The 21,122-nt window shown below is 37.3% G+C and carries 19 protein-coding genes; 8 read left to right on the top strand and 11 right to left on the bottom strand.

Going from position 1 to position 21,122, the window contains the following annotated elements:
* The 3 genes from K9M53_RS07365 to K9M53_RS07355 all read right to left on the bottom strand — a co-directional run bounded on the left by K9M53_RS07365 (nt 1) and on the right by K9M53_RS07355 (nt 3,569).
* Nucleotides 1-1,977, bottom strand: coding sequence for a fumarate reductase/succinate dehydrogenase flavoprotein subunit (locus K9M53_RS07365; protein ID WP_224018987.1), 1,977 nt, complete (start codon nt 1,975-1,977; stop codon nt 1-3).
* A 118-nt stretch (nt 1,978-2,095) separates the two neighbouring features.
* On the bottom strand, nt 2,096-2,806 hold the full coding sequence (locus K9M53_RS07360) for a succinate dehydrogenase cytochrome b subunit (RefSeq protein ID WP_224018986.1): 711 nt from the start codon (nt 2,804-2,806) through the stop codon (nt 2,096-2,098).
* A gap of 199 nt (nt 2,807-3,005) precedes the next feature.
* Nucleotides 3,006-3,569, bottom strand: a complete 564-nt coding sequence (locus K9M53_RS07355) for a hypothetical protein (protein WP_224018985.1) — start codon at nt 3,567-3,569, stop codon at nt 3,006-3,008.
* Between the two features lie 202 nt (nt 3,570-3,771).
* Between K9M53_RS07355 and K9M53_RS07350 the strand changes: the two genes are divergently transcribed.
* The gene (locus K9M53_RS07350) at nt 3,772-4,443 is read left to right on the top strand and encodes a hypothetical protein (protein WP_224018984.1); all 672 of its coding nucleotides are present in this window, start codon (nt 3,772-3,774) and stop codon (nt 4,441-4,443) included.
* Between the two features lie 75 nt (nt 4,444-4,518).
* On the opposite strand, the gene K9M53_RS07345 is transcribed toward K9M53_RS07350, so the two are convergent.
* Together K9M53_RS07345 and K9M53_RS07340 are read right to left on the bottom strand one after the other, a co-directional pair.
* On the bottom strand, nt 4,519-5,676 hold the full coding sequence (locus tag K9M53_RS07345) for a T9SS type A sorting domain-containing protein (RefSeq protein ID WP_224018983.1): 1,158 nt from the start codon (nt 5,674-5,676) through the stop codon (nt 4,519-4,521).
* Between the two features lie 137 nt (nt 5,677-5,813).
* Nucleotides 5,814-6,653, bottom strand: a complete 840-nt coding sequence (locus K9M53_RS07340) for an acetate and sugar kinases/Hsc70/actin family protein (protein WP_224018982.1) — start codon at nt 6,651-6,653, stop codon at nt 5,814-5,816.
* Nucleotides 6,654-6,807: 154 nt separating this feature from the next.
* On the opposite strand from K9M53_RS07340, the gene K9M53_RS07335 reads away from it, so the two are divergent.
* Nucleotides 6,808-8,394: a S41 family peptidase gene (locus tag K9M53_RS07335; RefSeq protein ID WP_224018981.1), complete on the top strand. Its 1,587-nt coding sequence runs from the start codon at nt 6,808-6,810 to the stop codon at nt 8,392-8,394.
* A gap of 96 nt (nt 8,395-8,490) precedes the next feature.
* Nucleotides 8,491-9,249 carry a hypothetical protein gene (locus K9M53_RS07330; protein WP_224018980.1) on the top strand — a complete coding sequence of 253 codons (759 nt, stop codon included), beginning with the start codon at nt 8,491-8,493 and terminating at the stop codon, nt 9,247-9,249.
* A 62-nt stretch (nt 9,250-9,311) separates the two neighbouring features.
* Here the strand turns inward: K9M53_RS07330 and K9M53_RS07325 are convergent, their stop codons facing one another.
* The 3 genes from K9M53_RS07325 to K9M53_RS07315 all read right to left on the bottom strand — a co-directional run bounded on the left by K9M53_RS07325 (nt 9,312) and on the right by K9M53_RS07315 (nt 12,047).
* Nucleotides 9,312-9,782: a hypothetical protein gene (locus tag K9M53_RS07325; RefSeq protein ID WP_224018979.1), complete on the bottom strand. Its 471-nt coding sequence runs from the start codon at nt 9,780-9,782 to the stop codon at nt 9,312-9,314.
* Nucleotides 9,783-9,895: 113 nt separating this feature from the next.
* A complete protein-coding gene (locus K9M53_RS07320; protein WP_224018978.1) occupies nt 9,896-11,227 on the bottom strand; it encodes an MFS transporter in 1,332 nt (443 codons plus the stop codon).
* A 157-nt stretch (nt 11,228-11,384) separates the two neighbouring features.
* Nucleotides 11,385-12,047: a bifunctional 4-hydroxy-2-oxoglutarate aldolase/2-dehydro-3-deoxy-phosphogluconate aldolase gene (locus K9M53_RS07315; RefSeq protein WP_224018977.1), complete on the bottom strand. Its 663-nt coding sequence runs from the start codon at nt 12,045-12,047 to the stop codon at nt 11,385-11,387.
* 175 nt (nt 12,048-12,222) lie between these two features.
* Between K9M53_RS07315 and K9M53_RS07310 the strand changes: the two genes are divergently transcribed.
* The 4 genes from K9M53_RS07310 to K9M53_RS07295 all read left to right on the top strand — a co-directional run bounded on the left by K9M53_RS07310 (nt 12,223) and on the right by K9M53_RS07295 (nt 16,203).
* Nucleotides 12,223-13,248, top strand: a complete 1,026-nt coding sequence (locus tag K9M53_RS07310; protein ID WP_224018976.1) for a sugar kinase — start codon at nt 12,223-12,225, stop codon at nt 13,246-13,248.
* A gap of 168 nt (nt 13,249-13,416) precedes the next feature.
* Nucleotides 13,417-13,863, top strand: a complete 447-nt coding sequence (locus tag K9M53_RS07305; protein ID WP_224018975.1) for a YhcH/YjgK/YiaL family protein — start codon at nt 13,417-13,419, stop codon at nt 13,861-13,863.
* A 90-nt stretch (nt 13,864-13,953) separates the two neighbouring features.
* A complete protein-coding gene (mqnE, locus tag K9M53_RS07300; protein ID WP_224018974.1) occupies nt 13,954-15,114 on the top strand; it encodes an aminofutalosine synthase MqnE in 1,161 nt (386 codons plus the stop codon).
* A gap of 99 nt (nt 15,115-15,213) precedes the next feature.
* Nucleotides 15,214-16,203, top strand: coding sequence for a hypothetical protein (locus tag K9M53_RS07295; RefSeq protein WP_224018973.1), 990 nt, complete (start codon nt 15,214-15,216; stop codon nt 16,201-16,203).
* A gap of 87 nt (nt 16,204-16,290) precedes the next feature.
* Here K9M53_RS07295 and lepA read toward each other — a convergent pair whose 3' ends face one another.
* Complete coding sequence (lepA, locus tag K9M53_RS07290; protein WP_224018972.1) at nt 16,291-18,081, bottom strand: translation elongation factor 4; 1,791 nt, start codon at nt 18,079-18,081, stop codon at nt 16,291-16,293.
* Nucleotides 18,082-18,551: 470 nt separating this feature from the next.
* Here lepA and K9M53_RS07285 point away from each other — a divergent pair, with 470 nt between their 5' ends.
* The gene (locus K9M53_RS07285; RefSeq protein WP_224018971.1) at nt 18,552-19,175 is read left to right on the top strand and encodes a hypothetical protein; all 624 of its coding nucleotides are present in this window, start codon (nt 18,552-18,554) and stop codon (nt 19,173-19,175) included.
* Nucleotides 19,176-19,196: 21 nt separating this feature from the next.
* On the opposite strand, the gene K9M53_RS07280 is transcribed toward K9M53_RS07285, so the two are convergent.
* Together K9M53_RS07280 and K9M53_RS07275 are read right to left on the bottom strand one after the other, a co-directional pair.
* Nucleotides 19,197-19,898 carry a tetratricopeptide repeat protein gene (locus tag K9M53_RS07280; protein WP_224018970.1) on the bottom strand — a complete coding sequence of 234 codons (702 nt, stop codon included), beginning with the start codon at nt 19,896-19,898 and terminating at the stop codon, nt 19,197-19,199.
* A 153-nt stretch (nt 19,899-20,051) separates the two neighbouring features.
* On the bottom strand, nt 20,052-21,113 hold the full coding sequence (locus tag K9M53_RS07275) for a response regulator (RefSeq protein WP_224018969.1): 1,062 nt from the start codon (nt 21,111-21,113) through the stop codon (nt 20,052-20,054).
* Between the last annotated feature and the right edge of the window lie 9 nt (nt 21,114-21,122).

Here is a 21,122-nt window from a genome sequence, read left to right as displayed (position 1 = left end):
TTATTTATAGTTACGTTGCGATGGTTTGATCACATCGTACTTTAATTCTTCTTTATGCAATTCCCATTCGCTGTCTGCTTTATATTCCCATGCCGATACATACATGAACTGATCGTCATGACGCATTGCCTCGCCTTCTTCCGTTTGTGATTCTTCTCTGAAATGACCGCCACAGCTTTCATTTCTTTGCAATGCATCTTTACACATCAATTCTCCTAATTCAATAAAATCAGCCACACGACCTGCTTTATCCAATTCAGGATTAAATTCATTTATATCACCCGGAATTTTCACATTGCTCCAAAATTCTTTTTTCAATTGTTGAATTTCAGCGATCGCTTCTGTTAAACCTTGTGCATTACGAGCCATACCGCATTTTTCCCACATGATCTTTCCTAATTTCTTATGAAAACTTTCAACGCTGGTATTTCCTTTAATGCCCATTAACTTTTCGATACGTTCGCTTACTGATCTTTCGGCAACAGCAAATGCTTCGTTGTCAGTTGAAATTGGTTTATTATAAATTTCATCAGCCAAATAATTACCCAATGTATAAGGAATAACAAAGTAACCATCTGCCAAACCTTGCATTAAGGCAGATGCACCTAAACGGTTGGCACCGTGGTCGCTAAAGTTAGCTTCTCCCAGTGCATACAAACCTGTTACACTTGTTTGCAATTCGTAATTAACCCATAAGCCCCCCATCGTATAATGCACCGCAGGATAGATCCTCATCGGCACTTCGTATGGATTTTCACCGGTGATCTTTTCGTACATATCAAACAGGTTGCCATATTCTTCTTTCACCACTTCTTTACCTAAGCGTATCAACGTTTCCATATCCGGATTTTCGATACCTTGTTTATTGGCTTCTGTTTTACCGTATTTGTTAATCAGATTGTATTTGAAATCCAGATAAACCGCTTGCTTTGTTGTACCTACTCCATAACCTGCATCACATCTTTCTTTAGCCGCACGGGACGCCACGTCACGAGGAACAAGGTTACCAAACGCAGGGTATCTTCTCTCTAAATAATAATCTCTTTCTTCTTCAGGGATATCATTTGCTTTGCGAGGATCGTTCTTTTGCTTAGGAACCCATATACGTCCGTCATTACGCAACGATTCACTCATCAAGGTTAATTTACTTTGATGATCGCCGCTCACAGGAATACAGGTAGGATGAATTTGAGTAAAACAAGGGTTACCAAAATAAGCACCTTGCTTGTGCGCTTTCCATGCAGCCGTTACATTGCTTCCCATTGCATTGGTAGAAAGATAGAACACATTCCCATAACCACCGGTACATAGCAGTACCGCATACCCGAAATGACGTTCTAATTTTCCCGTAATCAAATCTCTGGCTATAATACCACGAGCTTTACCGTCGATCTTTACTATTTCCAGCATTTCATGACGGCTATACATCTTTACATTACCTAATGCTACTTGTCTTTCCAATGCCTGGTATGCTCCTATCAATAATTGCTGACCGGTTTGTCCGGCAGCATAAAATGTACGTTTAACCTGTGTTCCACCAAATGAACGGTTATTTAATAAGCCTCCATATTCACGAGCAAAGGGAACACCTTGTGCTACACATTGGTCGATGATATTTACACTTACTTCTGCTAAGCGATGTACATTAGCTTCACGGGCTCTGTAATCACCACCTTTAATCGTATCGTAAAACAAACGGAAAACACTGTCGCCATCGTTCTGATAATTCTTGGCTGCATTGATACCTCCTTGCGCCGCAATAGAATGCGCACGACGAGGTGAATCCTGGAAGCAAAAAGCTTTTACCTGGTAACCTAATTCTCCTAAAGACGCAGCAGCACTGGCTCCGGCTAATCCTGTACCAATTACAATCACTTCCATTTTGCGTTTATTGGCAGGGTTCACCAATTTGCAATGACCTTTATAGTCTGTCCATTTTTCGCTTAATTGTCCGGCAGGAATTTTTGAATCTAACATACAGGTTTATTTGTTATCTGTTCAATTCGATTTTTAATATAATTATTTTTTGTACCGGCATACTGCGTTTACTCATCACCGTTGTGTCACTCTCTTTTACAGCATACCCTTATTCATCTTAATTTACCCAACCCAGGTACATCGCCAAAGGCATTAATGCAAATAACAATGGAACGATAAAAGAAAAAGCAGCTCCAACACCTTTAATGATCGGAGTCCATCTTTTATGATTAATCCCAAAAGTTTGAAAAGCACTTTGAAAGCCGTGCAGTAAATGCCATGCCAATGCGATCACACCTAATATATACACGATCACCACCCACAATTGAGAAAACACTAATTGCATTTCACGATATAAATTATGTACCGATTGCCCTTCATAATCCGTTAAAGAAGTTTCTTCTAATGAATGAACTCCCATCATACCGCCAAAACGCGAAGGAGTCCAGAAATGATATAAGTGAATAATAAGGAATAATAGTAATAAAGTTCCCAACAAACCCATGCTACGACTGTACCATTTACTGTTACTATTTGCATCATTCATAGCATATTTAACAGGACGAGCTTTGCTGTTTTGCCCCCACAAGATCAAGCCTTGTACAATATGCAGCAACAAGCCTGCAAACAAACCAATTTCCATTGTACGCACAATGAGGTTGGTACCCATAAAATGCGCCCAGTGATTAAAGGTTTCACCGTTATCATTGAAAAAAATCATGGAATTAATGGCGCAATGCACAATCAAAAAGCCGATAAGGCAAAGCCCCGTAAATCCCATTATGATTTTTTTGCCGATGGAAGAAGAAAAGAAATGTTTCCAGGTCATAAAAGCAAGAGTTGGTGTATGATTTTGATGCGCAAAGTTACGTTGCAACAGCGAAAAAAAAAGTTTAATGAGGGTTTTTGTCAGTTAATTGTCAAATTATTGTGCAATCGTTTGCGATTGACAGAACACTGATTTTTATGATTGAAATTAAAAATAATCAGCGTAGATCATAAATATCATATCTAATGAGTGTTCTACCTTATTCAAGATATTTCAACATCCAATTATCGATCTGTTGAAAAAGCAGGTCAGGCTTCATAGTACGCCATTGAGGAACATCCATTAATGAAATATAATTGGTGAGACGGGCCTTTACAAAATCGTACTTGCTTTGCTCGGGCATATTAACGATCACAATCCAACCGCCCTTTTCAGCAACTTCCTGTTGCCAATCTTCATAATAACTATCATCGCTGCTATGAAAATTCAGTACGTTTTCTGCTATTAATATAAACTTACTGATGCCATATCCATACAATTGATCTGTTATATTACGACGAATGGTCATAATATCGTTCTCAATTGCATCATTCCATTCTCCGATCAATTCTATGATGGTATAGCCCTGTTCATAATCAGCAAACAATATTTTCATATACAAAGTGCGGCTGCCGAAATCATCCCATTGAGGATGTATATAATAATTGTAAATAGTTTGAGAAAACTCAAATTCACTATACTCTTGCCCATAAAAAGGCGATCGCTCGTCTTCTTCTGATATGTATAAATGTCGCCAATTGTAAAAGGGTTCTATGTCCTGCAAAATCCTTGTATTTAAAGTTTAGACGTAAAATTATTCCAAAATATTTCATGCACAAACTGCACCGTAATTTCCGAAGGCAATATCTACAAATCAGCCTAAAAAGCCTGAACATAGGCGCAAAACAGGATTTTATTTGACAAATAACAAGAAATTGGGCAATAAAATCGAGTACTTTCCCGTTTTAAATGATAAATCTACCACTATGATAAACCAAGCGGTTAAGACATGGAACAGGGATGGCGGTCCGACTTTACAGGGAGTTGCTCTTAATACAGCAAAGCCTTATTCTACAGCATTTGGCACCTCTAAAAAAACAGGCAAAAATTTATGGGAGCTGTCAAGCGAGGTTCTACCTGATCCTAATAATAAAGAAACAAGGCAAGCGCTGGATATTGCATTATATCAATGGCTGCTTACCAATCCTTTACAAAATACATTACCGGTAGATAACATACCCTTTTTAACAGGCTTTCAATTCAATGAAGCATTTACGTTAAATGAAATGGGAAAAGCGCTTATTGCTGTAAACAGAAATCATGATAACAAGCTGCAGGTTTCGTTGGAAGCCTTTAATCCGGCAAAGGATATATTGGCGCCGATCAATGCACAATCAATAACATTTAAGATACTAACCACCAGCTATAACATAGAGGAAGGAAGAAAAAATGAAAGAGCTTTAGCTATTGCTGAATTTTCAACTAAAGATGATCTAACTACTGCCCGCCAAATACAAATACCTTTTGCAGCAAAAAAAGGTGATATAACCATTGTTACGTTAGCCATTGAATATACCATCGTAAGCGACGGCGTTGTAAAAACTGTTAACGACCTTCGTTGGATGCCTTCAGGAATTATCTGGTCGGGATATAATTGATCAATTGTTTATTTATATATAAAAACAAAAAGGCTACTTAATAAAGTAGCCTTTTGTTGTAATAAGCGAATACGTTTATTTAACAAGTATCTTATCTGTAAATACTGATTGCTTGTCTGCTCCTTCTGCTTTGATCAAATACATACCCGATGCAATTTGCAAAGGCAGCGCAATATCACCTGTTTGACCTGCCGTATTTACTACTACTGATCGGCTCAAGATAGGCTTGCCGGTTAAGTCTGTTATTTTAATAACATAAGTACCTGCTTTTACACCATCAAAAGAAACAGTGATCTTTTTATTGGTTACAGGATTGGGATACACATGACCGTTACCCGTTTTTACAGATGCTACTGAGGAAGAGATTTTCCCCAAACCTCTTGCTGCATCTGCTTCTTTTTGCAAAAGCAAATTGCTGTTTGCCAGGTCAGAAACGCTCACACCGCTTTCAGAATTCTGTATCTTGGTTGCTGCCAAAGTTGATAATACTACTTTGTACGAACCTTCTTTACTTAACGAACTGTTTACGACGATATCTCCGTTATCATCTACTGCTGCGCCATTGGTTGAATATGTTCCGGGCAAACCTGTAATAGCACCGATGAAGGTTGCTACTCGTGTTTCAACATCTACTTTAAATACATTGTGGGTAGCAGTAATGATGTATAATTTTCCGAAAGCATCTGCAATCATATCTCCCCCCCAACTGGTACATTTATTATGTACAGACAATGATTTATTAGCATCTGCATCTATCAATGTTCCCAGGTCTTTTACCAGGACGATTCCACTTGTATTGAATTGGTACAAATGAGAGCCATCGTTGGTTAATGCATATCCGTTTCCATCAGCATTGATACACATTCTTGTAATGTTCAGTGACTCGTCTGTTGGATTGGCAACTGTTAGAAAACGATTTAAAGTTACGCTTGAATTACCCTTATCAAGATCGAACCACCCTAATTGCCCGCTGTGCAAAGTAGAGTAAAATATTTTGTTAGAACCTGCATCATAAGCAGAAGCTGCTACGTAATCCGGCACACCGCCGATAGCAGCTGTGGAAAAAACATCTTTGATCACTTTTCCGGTAGCAATATCAACCTGGCGAATATTTTTCCAGTTAAAATCTCCATTCGTATTTCCTGTAATTGCAAATGTTTTAGCGCCATATTGTGCAAAGGAAAAAAGCGAAGAAGAAACCAGTAATGTAGAAAGTAAAAATCTGCAATTCATAGTAGTAATTTTATTGTAATTAAAATTAGGCAAACCTTGTAAAACAAACAAGCAGTTTAAATTATTTGACCCATCACTGTTGCTTTTTAACAATTCGGTAATCTACAATAAGCAGGAATTTTAAATTTGCTGGCAATTTAACTGTGATATTGAATTAGTCCTTCCATTGGATTTTGCATTACTTTCCCTAACTGCAATTCATACGTGCTGCACATTTCTTTCAAAACATCTTTAAATCCGTACGCAACACTTCCAACAAAATGAATGGGCAACGACCATGTTTCCCTGAATTTATATAAATGGTTAAAGAAGAAATCATTAAAGCCATCTTCAATGATATTTTCAATCATATAATGCCCACGATTCTCTGCTAAAAAAATAGTAAATGCTGCGAGATAACGATTGGGCAACGGCTGCTTATAAACCGCATCTAATATCTGAATGGCATCTGTATTAAATTTTGCATTAAAACGATCCATCAGATCAGGATCGAACGTATTGTATAAATAATGTTGAATAACTTTTTTACCGAGATAAGATCCGCTTCCTTCATCACCCAAAATAAAACCCAGGCCCGGACTGTTTTTTACGATCTTCTTTCCATTATAATAACAGGAGTTAGAACCGGTTCCTAAAATGCAAACAATACCTTTTTTATCGCCACACAAAGCTTTTGCAGCTGCGATCAGGTCATGATCAACGATTATTTTGGCTTTAGGAAAAACTGCCTGTATCGCTTTTTTTATCAGCTTTACATTTGCCGGATTGCTGCAACCTGTACCATAAAAAAATACTTCGGCCGGCGCAACTTGTTTCATCTTTCCCTTTAATTCTTTTTGCAGAATCTCTTCTATTTGTTCCGAAGAAAGAAAGTAAGGACTCAAACCTTGCGTAACAAAACGCTTTTTCTTTTTACCATCTATCAAACACCAGTCTGTTTTAGTAGAGCCACTGTCTGCTATTAATCGTATTGCCATAAATATTGAATTATTGTAATTATGCATTGAAGTTAATAAAAATGCAGTTCATATATCCTTTATTAGTAGATATTCTACTGCTATAGAACCATTGGTGGAAAATTATGAAAGGCTTCTATCATAATTCATTTATTTTGCACCATTAAGTGAACGTATGAATAAAAAGTTACAGGTTTGGACACCACTGCTTTTCAGCCTTGCCATGGTAGCAGGAATTTTTATAGGTTTTCGATTAAAGGAGGCAATGCCGGGCAAAAGTTTTTTTTCGATAGATAAGCGAGATCCTTTGCAGGAAGTTTTAAATCTTATAGAAAACAAATATGTTGATACGATAAACGTTAATAAGCTTTCTGATACTGCTATTGATATTATTTTAAAAAGCCTTGACCCCCACTCTGCTTATATTCCGGCTTCTGAAGTGGAAGATATAAACAATGATATAGCCGGCTCTTTTTTTGGCGTTGGTATTGAGTTTTCCATCATAGATGATACGCTGAATGTATTAACAGTTTTGCCGGATGGTCCCGCAGCAAAAGCAGGTATTAAAATTGGCGATAAATTTCTGGCTGTAAACAACACGGGGATCGCTGGCGTGAAAATTTCTGAAGATGCCATACGAAAATTATTACATGGACAAAAAGATTCGGATATCAAAGTAACTGTATTCAGAGATTCGCAAAAACAAGTCATTACCATTACCCGTGGAATGATAGCAATGAACAGTATTGATGCTGCGTATATGATACAAGACAGCATCGGGTATATTAAACTGGGTAAGTTTACGGAAGTATGTTACCGCGAGTTTATGCAAACAATGGAAGGACTTCAAAAGAAAGGGTTGAAAAAACTCATCCTCGATTTACGTGATAATGGCGGTGGCGTATTAGACCAGGCTGTTGAAATTGCTGATGAGTTTTTAGATGGAGATAAATTAATTACTTACACGGAAGGCTCCCATTTTCCAAAAAAAGAATATCGTTGTAAACGACCCGGTTTGTTTGAAACAGGTTCTTTGGTTGTATTGGCAGACGAAGGTACTGCCAGCGCCAGCGAAGTATTGATTGGCGCATTGCAGGATTGGGACAGAGCTACTATTATCGGCAGAAGAACATTCGGCAAAGGATTGGTGCAGGAACAATATGATCTAAGTGATGGCAGCGCTTTACGTTTAACAGTGGCAAGATATTTTACGCCGGTCGGCAGAAGCATTCAACGCCCTTATACGAATGGACGCAAAGCTTATTTTGATGAGATCAATCATCGTTTTACTGATGGAGAAACCTTAACTGCTGACTCGATAAAAAATGACACTACTAAACTATTTAAAACAGTTGGTGGAAGAAAAGTATATGGCGGCGGCGGCATTACACCTGATATTTTTGTTTCAATGGATACAGCAGGTTATAATGGATGGGACAAAAAATTATATACTAAAGGCACCCTAGAAAACTTTGGTTATCATTATTATCTGAGTAATGAACAAGCGCTTAAAAAATACAAAACGTCTCAAGATTTTGTTTCAGGCTTCTCGCTCTCTGACAATGACTGGTCGTACTTCACAACCATTGCGGCTAAAGATTCCATTAGTTTAAACTGGATAACTCCTAAATCAAAAACATTGTTACAGCAAGAATTAAAATCGTATATCGCACATGAAATATGGCGCAATGAAGGTTTTTTTGAAACAATGAATGTTACAGATGAAGCTGTTCTCAAAGCATTGGAAGTACTAAAAAAATAATCTATTTTAATAGCTTCTACAATTAAACAATATTTATAGCAAAAAAAATTGCCATATATCGTGAAAAACGTTTTATTTGTATAAAACCAAAACGATATGCTAAAAACAATTTTAACTGCTTTTGCCTTTCTATTCATACAACAAACTTTTTCACAAGATATTGACCTGGATAAAAATACCGGCTTGGTAAAAGTTGATGGAAAAGATGCTTTTTATCTTATTAAAACACACAAAGTTTTATTAGGATACGACCTTAGCCTGCAAAACCTGGCAAAACAGGAATTGGCTTATTTTGCTATGAAAAAGGCAGAAGATCTGCCTTACTATGAAAGAGGCACACATACAGGCGCCTATTTTCAAGTTACCTTTTCGGAAACAGCCAATAGTGCAAGAATATTCCCCAATTCATTTGCTGTAGTAAAAGCTGTAGCTAAAGAGATCGTAGCCGGTAATCTTATTAAAGATGAAAAGATAGATCCAAAAGCAGAGAAAGCGTTTGTTGTATCACACGAAGGCACGCTCTTGAACGAACCTCAGACAATCCAGGTAAATGTAAATACCAATACTCCTGCTACTTCAAAAGCAACTGAAATAAGTATAAAGACAAATAGCATTTATAATAATGACGAACTGATCGGTTCATTCAAGCAATCAGTAAAAGACAATATTAATACAGTAAGCATTTACAATAAGAACGATGATAAGATCGCTGTAGCTACACATCCCGAAGGTGATGCAGATGCAGATTGGAATGTAACAGTTACTTCCAATAATACAGTATACCAGCTATTATATAATTCATCTACTCCTTTAGAAAAATTATTTAAATCGTTGGCAGATAAAGGATTGTTTTAGACAGAACAATATCATAATAAAAAAGCCCCGTTAAAAACGGGGCTTTTTTATTAGCTTTTTAATTACGGGGTGATGTCCACATCAAAAGAACCATTCGTAAGTGTTTTTGTATCTGCAGAGGATGTTACTGTTCCACTAAAAGTTCCTTTAACATGCGTAGCAGTTAATGAAGTTATTGTTACTGTACCGGTATTATCGTTATAAGCAGAAGAATATTCGTGATAAACAATATTTAACGGAATAGGTCCTGAAGTATTAGTATAGGTTTTAGCCTGAATAGGATTATCCGGATCACTAATGATTAGTTCGATAGTATTAGGGAAGTTTTCAGCTGATCCGATATTCATAACATAATTGCCTGTAAAGGATGATTGTCCATTTATAGCGCTTGCGTAATGATGAACAGTAGTTACACCGTTTACAGTTTCTGTAATAGTGTTATTACCACCCGAAGCGGGGGGATTAGTGTTGCTATCTTTTTTACAGGAAACAAATACCAGCAATGCTGTTAAGGGGATAAGGAATTTTTTCATGTTTAATTATTTTGCCCGAAAATAAAAGAATTAACATATATGCCATCGTTAAAATATTATAAAAAAAGCCCTATTGCATATCAGTGGGGCTTTTAAAATTTATTCAATCAGACTTACAAATCTGTTATAGGCTTGTGTTTTGGAACTAAGGACTTCATAATTGCCCAGGCTAACAGGTAAACCAATCCACAGACAAAGAATAATATTAAATATGCCGTTTTAGGGAAATATGTATTTAATGAACCTGCTAAAAGTTGCACCAATGCACCACCTAATCCACCAGCTGCTGCACCAATACCGGTTACAGAGCCAACTGCTTTTTTAGGGAACATATCCGATACGGTGGTAAATAAATTAGCGCTCCACGCCTGGTGTGCCGATGCGCAAATGCAAAGAATAACCACAGCTAAAATAATAGCAGAAGTTCTTCCAAACAATGCTTCGTTGGCAAAGAATTGAGTGGATAGAATCAGTAAAGGAGCAAAGGCTATTAATAACATGGCGGTCATACGTGCTTTGTAGGCAGACCAACCCTTGTTCATAAACGTCAGTGGAATGCTACCACCATAAATACTACCCAATATGGCAACACCCAATATAATAAAGTAAAGATAGCCTTGTACTTTAGGGTCTAAGTTAAATTGTTGCTTTAAGTAATCCGGTGTCCAGAATAAAAAGAACCACCAGATTCCATCCGTTAAAAACTTACCCCAAAAGAAAGCCCAGGTTTGCTTGTAACCTAGCAATTTAAGCCAGGGAACTTTTGCCGTATCTTCTTCTGCAACTATAGAATGTGTTTCTGCATCATCGCTGTGAATATAATCGTATTCTTCTTTTGATAGTTTTTTGCATTTGGAAGGTGCTTCATAAAACTTAAACCAAAATATCAGCCAAATAAAACCAACGGCACCCGTAATAATAAAAGAAAGTTTCCATCCTAAATCTCCACCAAAGAAAGTTAAACACCAGGGAACAAAAATAGCAGAGATCATTGCACCGACATTAGAACCACTATTGAAAATACCTGTTGCCAATGCACGTTCTTTTTTAGGGAACCACTCTGCTACCGTTTTAATAGAAGCAGGAAAGTTACCTGCCTCACCTGCACCGAATAAACTTCTTATGGCTACATGCAATGCAACTGTATTACCAACAAATGCGTTTAATATACCAAATACCGACCAGCCGATCAATGAAAAAGCTAGGCCCAGCTTGGTTCCTACTCTATCAATGATGGCTCCTGCAAATAATGTAAACGTTGCATAGAAAACAGTAAACAAGGTGGTAACGTAGGAGAATTCTAACGGCGTCCATCCAAAACCATCTTTAGAACAGAAGTATTGCTTCAAAAATCCAATTACATTTCTATCCATGTAATTGATAGTAGTAGAAAAGAATAACAGGCCAACTATTGTCCACCTGTATTTACCAATCGTTTTTTCCATGTTGCAATCGTTGTTGGTTTAGTTGTTTAATCGTTAATTGGTTATTAGTTTAGGTGGTTATTATAATTCAAGAAAAGTTTCACGCAAAGTCGCTAAGGAGCAAAGAGGCAAAGTATCTTAGTGTCTTATTTACTTTGCGTCTTTGCGTGAAATAAAATTACCCTTTAACAGATTTAACCGTTTCCAAAACCTCTTTGGTAAGGCTTTCGATCTTAGCATAATCTTTAGCATCCATCAAACCTTTGCTGATCAATTTACTGCCCATGCCTACTGCACTAACACCTGCTTTAAACCAGGCGCCGATATTTTCTTTTGTAGTATCTACACCGCCGGTAGGCATAAAGATTAAGTTAGGAAACAATTCTTTTATAGCGCTCATAAAATCGGGGCCTAAAATATTACCCGGAAATAATTTTACAAACTTTGCACCTGCATTTTCAGCAGCAATTATTTCGCTCGGAGTCATACAGCCCGGTACCCATAACATGTTATGTTGATTGGAAACTTCCGCTACTTCTGGAATAAACCCGGGAGAAATGATATAATCAGCACCTTCAGCCATAAATGCTTTTGCCTGTTGTGCAGTTTTAATAGTACCAACACCTAAGTACATACCTTTTAATTCAGTAGCACATAGTTTTATCATTGCACTAAAATTATTCAAGGCAGCTTCTCCACGATTGGTGTATTCCACCGTACGAACGCCTGCATTGTACAAGGCTCTTAAAATATCTAAAGAAACTTCTTTGTCTTTGTTGAAGTATAAAGGCAACACGCCCTGGTCTTTAATTAGCTGAAGTAATTGGTCTTTTTTTTCCATGACAAATTTTTGATTAAAATGGGTAGCAATGTTATTGCATCTTATACAATAATACGCCTTTTTTTATGCAAACGTTACCGTAGATTTTTACTGAAATAACAAGCGTTTCCTTTGCAATTTATCCAAATATAGTAGAGATTTGCGCCTCTTAATATTAAATCAAATAATTTCGATTATGCCTAAAAAAGTAGTAACACTCGGAGAGATTATGTTGCGTTTATCTACTCCCGGTTTTGAACGTTTTGTACAAGCGGATAGTTTTGATGTAACGTATGGTGGTGGTGAAGCTAACGTAGCTGCAGCCATTTGTAACTATGGTGAAAACGGAACTTTTGTAACAAAAGTGCCTAACAACGCTATTGGTCAGTCTGCTATTAATCATTTACGCAGATATGGTGTAGATACAAAACATATCGCTCGTGGCGGTGACCGTTTGGGTATTTACTTTTTAGAAACAGGTGCTTCTATGAGAGCATCACAAGTTATTTACGACCGTGCAGGTGCTTCTATTGCAGAAGTAGATGCAAGCGAATTTAACTGGGATGAAATTTTTGATGGCGCTGATTGGTTCCATACAACAGGTATCACTCCTGCTTTAAGCGATAAAGCGGCGGCTTTAACCTTGGCTGCTTTAAAAGCTGCTAAAGCAAAAGGCATCACTACTTCGATCGATTTGAACTTCCGTAAAAAATTATGGACAAAAGAAAAAGCCCGTGTAGTAATGACAGGCTTGTGCGAGTTTGTTGATGTTTGTATCGGTAACGAAGAAGATGCTGATCTATGCTTAGGCTTTAAAGCGGCACATACCGATGTTACCAAAGGTGAATTAAACCTGGATGGTTTCAAAGATGTGTTCAAACAAATGAAAGAAAAATTAGGATTCAAATTCATCGCTTCTTCATTACGTGAAAGCCATAGCGCAAGCGACAATGGCTGGAGTGCTTTGGTGTACGATGGAACAGAATTCTATCATACTAAAAAATACAATGTTCGTATTGTTGACCGTGTTGGTAGCGGCGATAGCTTTGCCAGCGGTTTGATCTACGGATTGGTTACAGGCATGAAAATGGCGGATGCTGCTGAGTTCGGCGTTGCTGCTTCTGCATTGAAGCACACTATCCCAGGAGACTTGAACCACGCTACATTAAGCGACGTAAAAGAGCTGGTAAAAGGTGATGGCAGCGGACGTGTACAGAGATAATTAATAATTAGCAATTAAGAATTAATAATGAAATCCGTCTGCAATGCAAGGCGGATTTTTTTATTTATTTCACACAACGAAACAAAGAATACAAAGTGCTCCAAGTAATAGCCGTTGTTACGTTGTTTTCCTTTGTATGAAACAAACAATAAAACAAACTATACTAAAATGATAATCGATTCATTACAAAACGCAGATAAGTACATTTCTCTGCATCCCCGCTTTGCAAAAGCATTTGAATTTATAAAAGGCTTAAACCTTGAAGCCTTAGAAGTTGGCAAATATGAAATTGACGGCAAGGATCTGCACGCCGGTGTTTCTTTAAAAGACGGCATGAAACCGGAAGAAGGGAAATTTGAAGCGCACGAGAATTATATCGACATACAGGTTTGTCCTACCGGAAAAGAAACCATCGGCTGGAAGCCAAAAGAGAAATGCGTCTCACCAAAAGGTGAATACAATGCGGAGAAAGATGTAACCTTTTACAGCGATGCCCCTGACACTTTCTTTGAATTAACAGCAGGACAATTCGCCATCTTCTACCCTAACGACGTACATATTCCAAACTTAGGAGAAGGACCAATAAAGAAGTTGGTGGTGAAAGTAAAAATATAAATATTGAAGATTTATTTAACCTATAAAAGAGGTTGGCTATAAAAGTCAACCTCTTTTGTTTTAAAAAAACAGCTTAAGTAACTTTACAGTATGAATTCATCTATTGATATTTTAATTTCCTCTGCGCAGGACAAAGACCTGAAAGCAATTGCAGAAAAAGTAAAGAACCAGGAACGTATTACGGATGCTGAAGGTGTTCTCCTATTTGAAAAAGGCGATCTATCTTTTGTAGGTGCTTTGGCTAATTTTATAAGAGAACGTTTACACGGAGATACCACTTATTTCAATCGTAATTTTCATATAGAGCCAACAAATGTTTGCGTATTCAGTTGTAAGTTTTGTTCGTACTCCAAATTATATGCACATAAAGAAGAAGGCTGGGAATTAAGCATTGATCAAATGCTGGACATTGTAAAAAGCTATGATGGCAAGCCAATTACAGAAGTGCATATTGTTGGCGGTGTTCATCCAAAAATGAACCTGGAGTATTTTGTTGAGCTGATAACTAAAATAAAAAATCATCGCCCTGATCTGCATATAAAAGCCTTTACTGCTGTTGAACTGGATTATATGTTCCGAAAAGCAAAAATGACTACTGAAGAAGGAATGAAATATTTACACAGCGTTGGATTGGATAGTTTACCCGGCGGTGGTGCGGAGATCTTTCATCCTGAAATTAGAGAACAAATAGCAGGCGATAAGGTAGATGCAGCGGGTTGGTTAAAGATCCATGAAACAGCGCATAATTTAGGAATGCACACTAATGCCACTATGTTGTATGGACATGTCGAAAAATACGAACACCGTATTGATCATATGAGAAGACTGAGAGATTTGCAGGATAAGACCAAAGGCTTTAATACATTCATTCCTCTAAAATTCAGAAATCATGATAATGAAATGAGTCATGTACCTGAATCTACTATTACAGAAGACATGCGCTTATATGCAATTGCAAGAATTTATTTAGATAATTTCCCTCACCTGAAAGCGTATTGGCCAATGCTTGGCAGGGATAATGCTCAATTAAGCTTAGCTTTCGGTGTAAATGATATTGACGGTACAATTGATGATTCTACCAAAATATATTCCATGGCAGGCAGTGAAGAACAGAAACCGGCTATGAGCACAGAACAACTGGTTACCCTAATCAAACAGGTAAAACGCAGACCTGTGGAAAGAGATACGCTTTACAATATTGTAAAAGATTATAGTGACATAAGTTTTTCTGACGTTGCAACACTAAACTAATATTGACATACTTAAATCTGTAATTTGATAAGTTACAATCAATCGTTAAAACTATAGGCAGTTAGTTGCTATCAGCCGGCTATTGGCTAAATTTATTGCATGAAGAAACTATCATTAACATTTTTAGGTTATCTGCTTTGCCTTAGTTGCCTAGCGCAATACGTGTCAAAAACAGATGCAAAGTTGCTTCGTCAAAAAGAAGATTCTTTAAGATCATTGGCGAACAGAATATTAAATGATACGATCGTTACGGCTCGTGTTTCTGCAGATAGTCTTTTCACCAAAGTGTTTGTACGTGCATTAAAAACCAATAACTCCTTCTACTACCCCTTTGATTCTTTACAAAGCATTTCCCGTTTATACGCTCCTGATAGCAGCTTCCGCATTATCACCTGGCAATTGGATATAAATGCCAACCTGGTGATACAGCATGGCGCTATTCAAATACGCACTCCGGATGGATCACTAAAATTATTTCCATTAATTGACAGGTCTGCAACAATTAAAAGTGCATCAGATACGATCACTGATAATAAAAACTGGATCGGGGCTATCTATTATCATATTCTTCAAAGCACTTATTTAAACAAGAACTATTATACGCTGCTAGGTTTTGATGAAGGCAATCTTCACACCAGTAGAAAAATAATTGAAGTGCTTACCTTCAATGAAAAAGGTGAACCTGTTTTTGGCGGCGATTATTTTACAAAGGGAAAAACATTGGTTAAAAACTCTACCGCACGTTATATAATGGAATATAAAAGAGAAGGTGCTCCAAAACTGAATTATGATGATGACCTTGGAATGATCGTTTTTGAACACCTGATTTCTGAAACCGGTGAGCCTGAAAAAAAATATACCTTAGTTCCTGATGGCGATTATGAAGGCTTTAAATGGGCTAACGGTAAATGGAATTATATTGACAAGATCTTTACCCAGGTAACTCCCGAAGGGCAAGCCCCGTCTGAAAATAACATTTATGATCCATCCGGCAATATTGATCAATCTAAATTAAACCATAACCTGCCGCCGGAAGATAGTACAGAACAAATGCCATCGTCGGAAACAAAGAAGACAAAAAAGAATTGATATTTTATTTCTCGCAAAGATGAAAGAGAAATAAAGCGCTAAGAAAACTTTATATCGTTGGTTCTTAACGTCTTTGCGTGAAAGACCTTAACTATCCAACTTCAATACTGCTAAGAAAGCCTCTTGAGGAACCTCAACATTACCAATTTGGCGCATGCGCTTTTTACCTTCTTTCTGCTTTTCCAGCAGCTTACGTTTACGACTGATATCACCACCGTAACATTTAGCCGTAACATCTTTACGCATAGCGCTGATATTTTCACGGGCTATAACTTTTGCTCCTATAGCTGCTTGTATAGCGATCTGGAATTGTTGCTTTGGCAATAATTCTTTCAGCTTTTCGCAAAGCTTTCTTCCAAAGTCCTGTGCCCTGCTGCGATGTATCAATGCGCTTAAGGCATCTACTTTATCTCCATTCAATAAAATATCCATTCTAACAATATCGCTTTCACGCATATCTAAAGGGTGATAATCGAAAGATGCATAGCCACGGGTTTGCCCTTTTAATTTATCGTAGAAGTCGAAAACTATTTCCGTTAAAGGCATTTCAAATATCAGTTCAACACGGGTTGTAGTTAAATAACCCTGGTTCATTAAAATGCCGCGTTTGCCAATGCAAAGCGTCATAATGTTACCAATATATTCAGGCTTTGTAATTATTTGTGCTTTGATAAAAGGCTCTTCGATCTTTTCCATTTTGGTTGGATCGGGCATCTGTGTAGGATTGTTTACTACAATTTTTTCTCCCTTTACCGTTGTTGCTAAAAAGCTAACGTTCGGTACGGTTGTAATTACCGTTTGATTAAACTCACGTTCTAAGCGCTCCTGGATGATTTCCATGTGCAATAAGCCCAGGAATCCACAACGGAAACCAAAGCCCAATGCCTGCGAAGTTTCTAATTCAAATGTTAGAGAGGCATCGTTTAATTGTAACTTTTCCATGCAATCACGCAGCTCTTCAAACTCATCTGTACTTACAGGAAATATTCCTGCAAATACCATTGGCTTCACTTCTTCAAAACCTTGTATTCTGTCTGATGCAGGATTGACAACTGTGGTAATCGTATCACCTACTTTTACTTCCTTGGCGTTTTTAATGCCGGTTATAATGTAGCCAACATCGCCGCAGTTCACTTGTTTTTTAGCTTCCAATCCTAATTTAAGAATGCCCACTTCGTCTGCTTCGTATTCATTGTCGGTTGCAAAGAATTTGATCTTATCTCCTTTTTTCAAAGAGCCGTTCAATATTCGGTAATACACAATAATTCCGCGAAAGCTATTAAAAACACTATCAAATATCAATGCCTGTAACGGTGCATCCGGGTTGCCTTTCGGTGCCGGTATTCTTTTTACAATGGCTTCTAAAATCTCTTCTATCCCGATACCGCTTTTGCCGCTTGCTAATAATATCTCTTCTTCTTTACAACCGATCAGATCCACGATCTGGTCTTTTACTTCCGGGATCATGGCACCATCCATATCAATTTTATTGATAACGGGGATTATTTCCAGGTCATTTTCAATAGCGAGGTATAGGTTGGAAATGGTTTGCGCCTGTATGCCCTGGGTAGCATCTACCAATAACAAAGCTCCTTCGCAGGCTGCCAATGCACGACTCACTTCATAGCTGAAATCCACGTGACCAGGAGTATCGATCAAATTCAATATATATTCCTGTCCATTTGCTTTATAGTTGATTTGTATGGCGTGGCTTTTTATGGTAATGCCTTTTTCTCTCTCCAAATCCATATCATCCAGCACCTGTGCCTGCATATCCCTTTCGCTGATGGTATTGGTGGTTTGTAAAAGACGGTCTGCCAGGGTACTTTTTCCGTGGTCGATATGTGCAATGATGCAAAAATTCCTGATGTTCTTCATTCGTGAGTGTCCTCTTTTTTCGTGCGGCAAAGGTAGTTGATTTTTCGCCCCTAACCTGTAAAGGAAAATATTATGTTATGTTGGATAGTTTTGGTACAGGCTTTGGTTTTTCATGGCATCATCGTGGATTTTATCCTGAGGCACGAAGTATCACATTTCTTTCATCGGCAATGCAATAGTTGAACTTGTTTATGTTTTATTTTATAAATTCGACATTGACAGTTCAATCTTAACTTTATGCAGCTCGATAACATTGTTCATACAAAAGACTTTCTTATATTTTTAGAAAGAGTAAAATATTTCTGTAGCTTTCTCAAATCACATAAAAGCGATAATCATTATCAATTCTTATCGGACATTACTGGATGGTATTTGCTATATACGCTATTCATTATTTTAAAAAACATGAACTACCATCATGGAAACCTGTATAATTATTAATAAATCTTAATCCTATATTTTATTTAATCATGAAACCAAGAAAGATCATAACAGTCATATGCATTTTAATCCTGGCTCTGTTTGAGGTATACTTAATCAATGATGCAGGAAACGGTGGCTATAAAGGATCTACAAAATTTTATTCTTACCTGCTTGTCTCATGTTTTTTTATAGTGCCTGTTGCACTTGCTTTATTGATCGGTTTGTATAAAAAGTTTCTTTTTCATCTATTCATCTGGATCTTCACAGCCTTTTATTTAATAATCGGGATATCTATTTTCTATGATAATTTAGAATACCCCGCAACAAATCCATCGTTGGTAGAAAACAAAATCGTAGAGCGCTATTTCTACAAAAGAGCTCCCTTTTTTACTCCTTTCTCTACCATATTTGTGTACAATCAAAACCTGTTTGGCACCCATCCCAGCAAAGATCCCATCATTAAATGTGTCTATCGTATTGGTGATAGAAAAGATATCAAAAGCTATTATATAGCAAAAGTTCAGTTACACAATAATGAGGTTGAGAAAGAAATTTATGATCAGCCAATCATGCAGGACACTGTGCTCTTTAAAAAAGAATTTGTGAAAACGCTCAAATTAATTCGTAGCGAGTTAGAAGAATATAAACAAGTTGAACCATTTCTACAATAAGAGGCTCTTACTGCTAAAATTTTATTGGCAATAGATCTTCTTATCCTCTTCCGCCTTTGCAAAACCTAGTTTTGATGCGGTATCCAGGTCTTTGCAAACCATTGTGTTCACGCCTATTTCATACCATGCTTTGGAACGTTCGTAATACGCTTCGCCAAAATCAGGATATAATGCTATCGCTTTATCGTACATCGCCTTTGCTTTTTGATAATCTCTTTCATTAAAATAAAGCATGCCGCTATACAAATAAGCGTATTGATTCATCGGCTTTATTTCAATGCTCTTATCAAAATCTTTATGTGCTTTTCTAAAGTTTCCAAACAGCAATGCATACAAATATCCTCTGCCTAAATAAGCATCATAAAACGCTTTTGATTTGTCGATTGCTTTGTTGTAATACTTTAAAGCGCTGTCTTTTTCAGGAGTATCGCCTGAAGCAAAACAATGCCCGATCTGGTATAACAGCAATGTATCGTTGGGTGTTAGTGCCAACGCCTTTTTATATTCTTTTAATGACCTGCTGATGTCTTCAGCGCTTATAGTTTTATCGCTGGTGGCGGTGTCTTCATTTTGAAGAATAGCCAGTGCCCGGTAAGCCCCATTGTTTGGAGCAAATATTTTATTTCCATTCTGTTTTTCGCTATTTGCTACATAGGCAGTAAGCTGCGGCTGCGCAAAAGCACATTGGCACAACAAAAGGAAAATGGTTATCCATTTTGTCATTGTACGAAGATTTAAATTGTTTTAAGGCTCTAAGGGAGTACTAGTATACCGTAGGATTGGAAATGGTAGGTGAAATTCGGTAAAGGTTAAAATTTTCTTAAAGGTCTGACTATTTCTTGAAGATTCCAAAAATAAGATTTACACAAAGGATTTTTAATCCCGTAATTCCTGCAGTTTTCTGAGATTAAGGAAGATCACTTTCCCTGCTTCCAGGTCAATCAAATTTTCAACTTTAAAATCGGCTAATGTGCGTATTAAAGATTCTGTAGCCACCCCGCTGAGCTTTGCCAGGTTCTCCCTGGAAATTATTATTTCGCCCGGCTGGCTTTGTTTGTTCTCATATTTTTCATATACCTGTAATAAGCCATATGCCACTTTTTTGCGCAAAGAGTTATAGGCAAAGCTTACCAGCCGTTGTTCTTTTTCAAGCATATTTTTGGCTATGATCTTAATGAATTGTTTCGATAATTGTGCATCATTTACCAATAAGGAAATAAAATCATCTACTGCTATCAACATGATCTCTGCATCTTCCAGCACTTTGGCAGATTCAGTATGATTAATGTTTTCCAACACCTGGGAGTACCCGAAAAAATCTCCTTCTGTACAGATGTTAATGATAAGTTCCTTGCCCTCGTCATTGGTCTTTGAAATTTTGACCTTCCCTTTTACGATATAATAAACAGCTTTGGGTTTTTGTCCTTCTTCGTACAAAACCTCTTTTTTCTTAAATGTATAAGCCTCCCTATGTTCTGAAATTAAAGGAGCTGTGCTGGTTGTTCTTGCTACTTTCATCAATTCGGAAACATGATTGTTATTTCCTGCCAATACTAATTTAAATGATTCGCTTTTTTGAAGTCTTGCTTCAACGGCTCTTAACAATTCAAATCGTGTAAATGGTTTGGTGATATAATCGTCTGCTCCCATTTCCATCCCTTTGCGAACATCCCCTCTTTCAGACCTTGCTGTTAAAAAAATGAACGGAATGCCAAAGGTTGCGTTTTCCATATTCAATGCATTTAAAACAGCATAACCATCCATCAGCGGCATCATTACATCACAAATGATCAGGTCGGGATTTTCGGACAATGCTATTTCTATTCCCTGCTTGCCATTTGTAGCGGACAGCACTAAATACTTTGACAGCGCAAGAATCTCTGCCACATTTTCTCTCACTTCGGTATTGTCTTCAATTATCAATATTTTTTTCGCCATTGTAACGTG

The sequence above is a fragment of the Ferruginibacter albus genome (assembly GCF_020042285.1).
GTDB classification, from domain to species: domain Bacteria; phylum Bacteroidota; class Bacteroidia; order Chitinophagales; family Chitinophagaceae; genus Ferruginibacter; species Ferruginibacter albus.
Note: the sequence above shows the minus strand (reverse complement) of the source record. Positions and strands in the feature narration are given on the sequence as shown.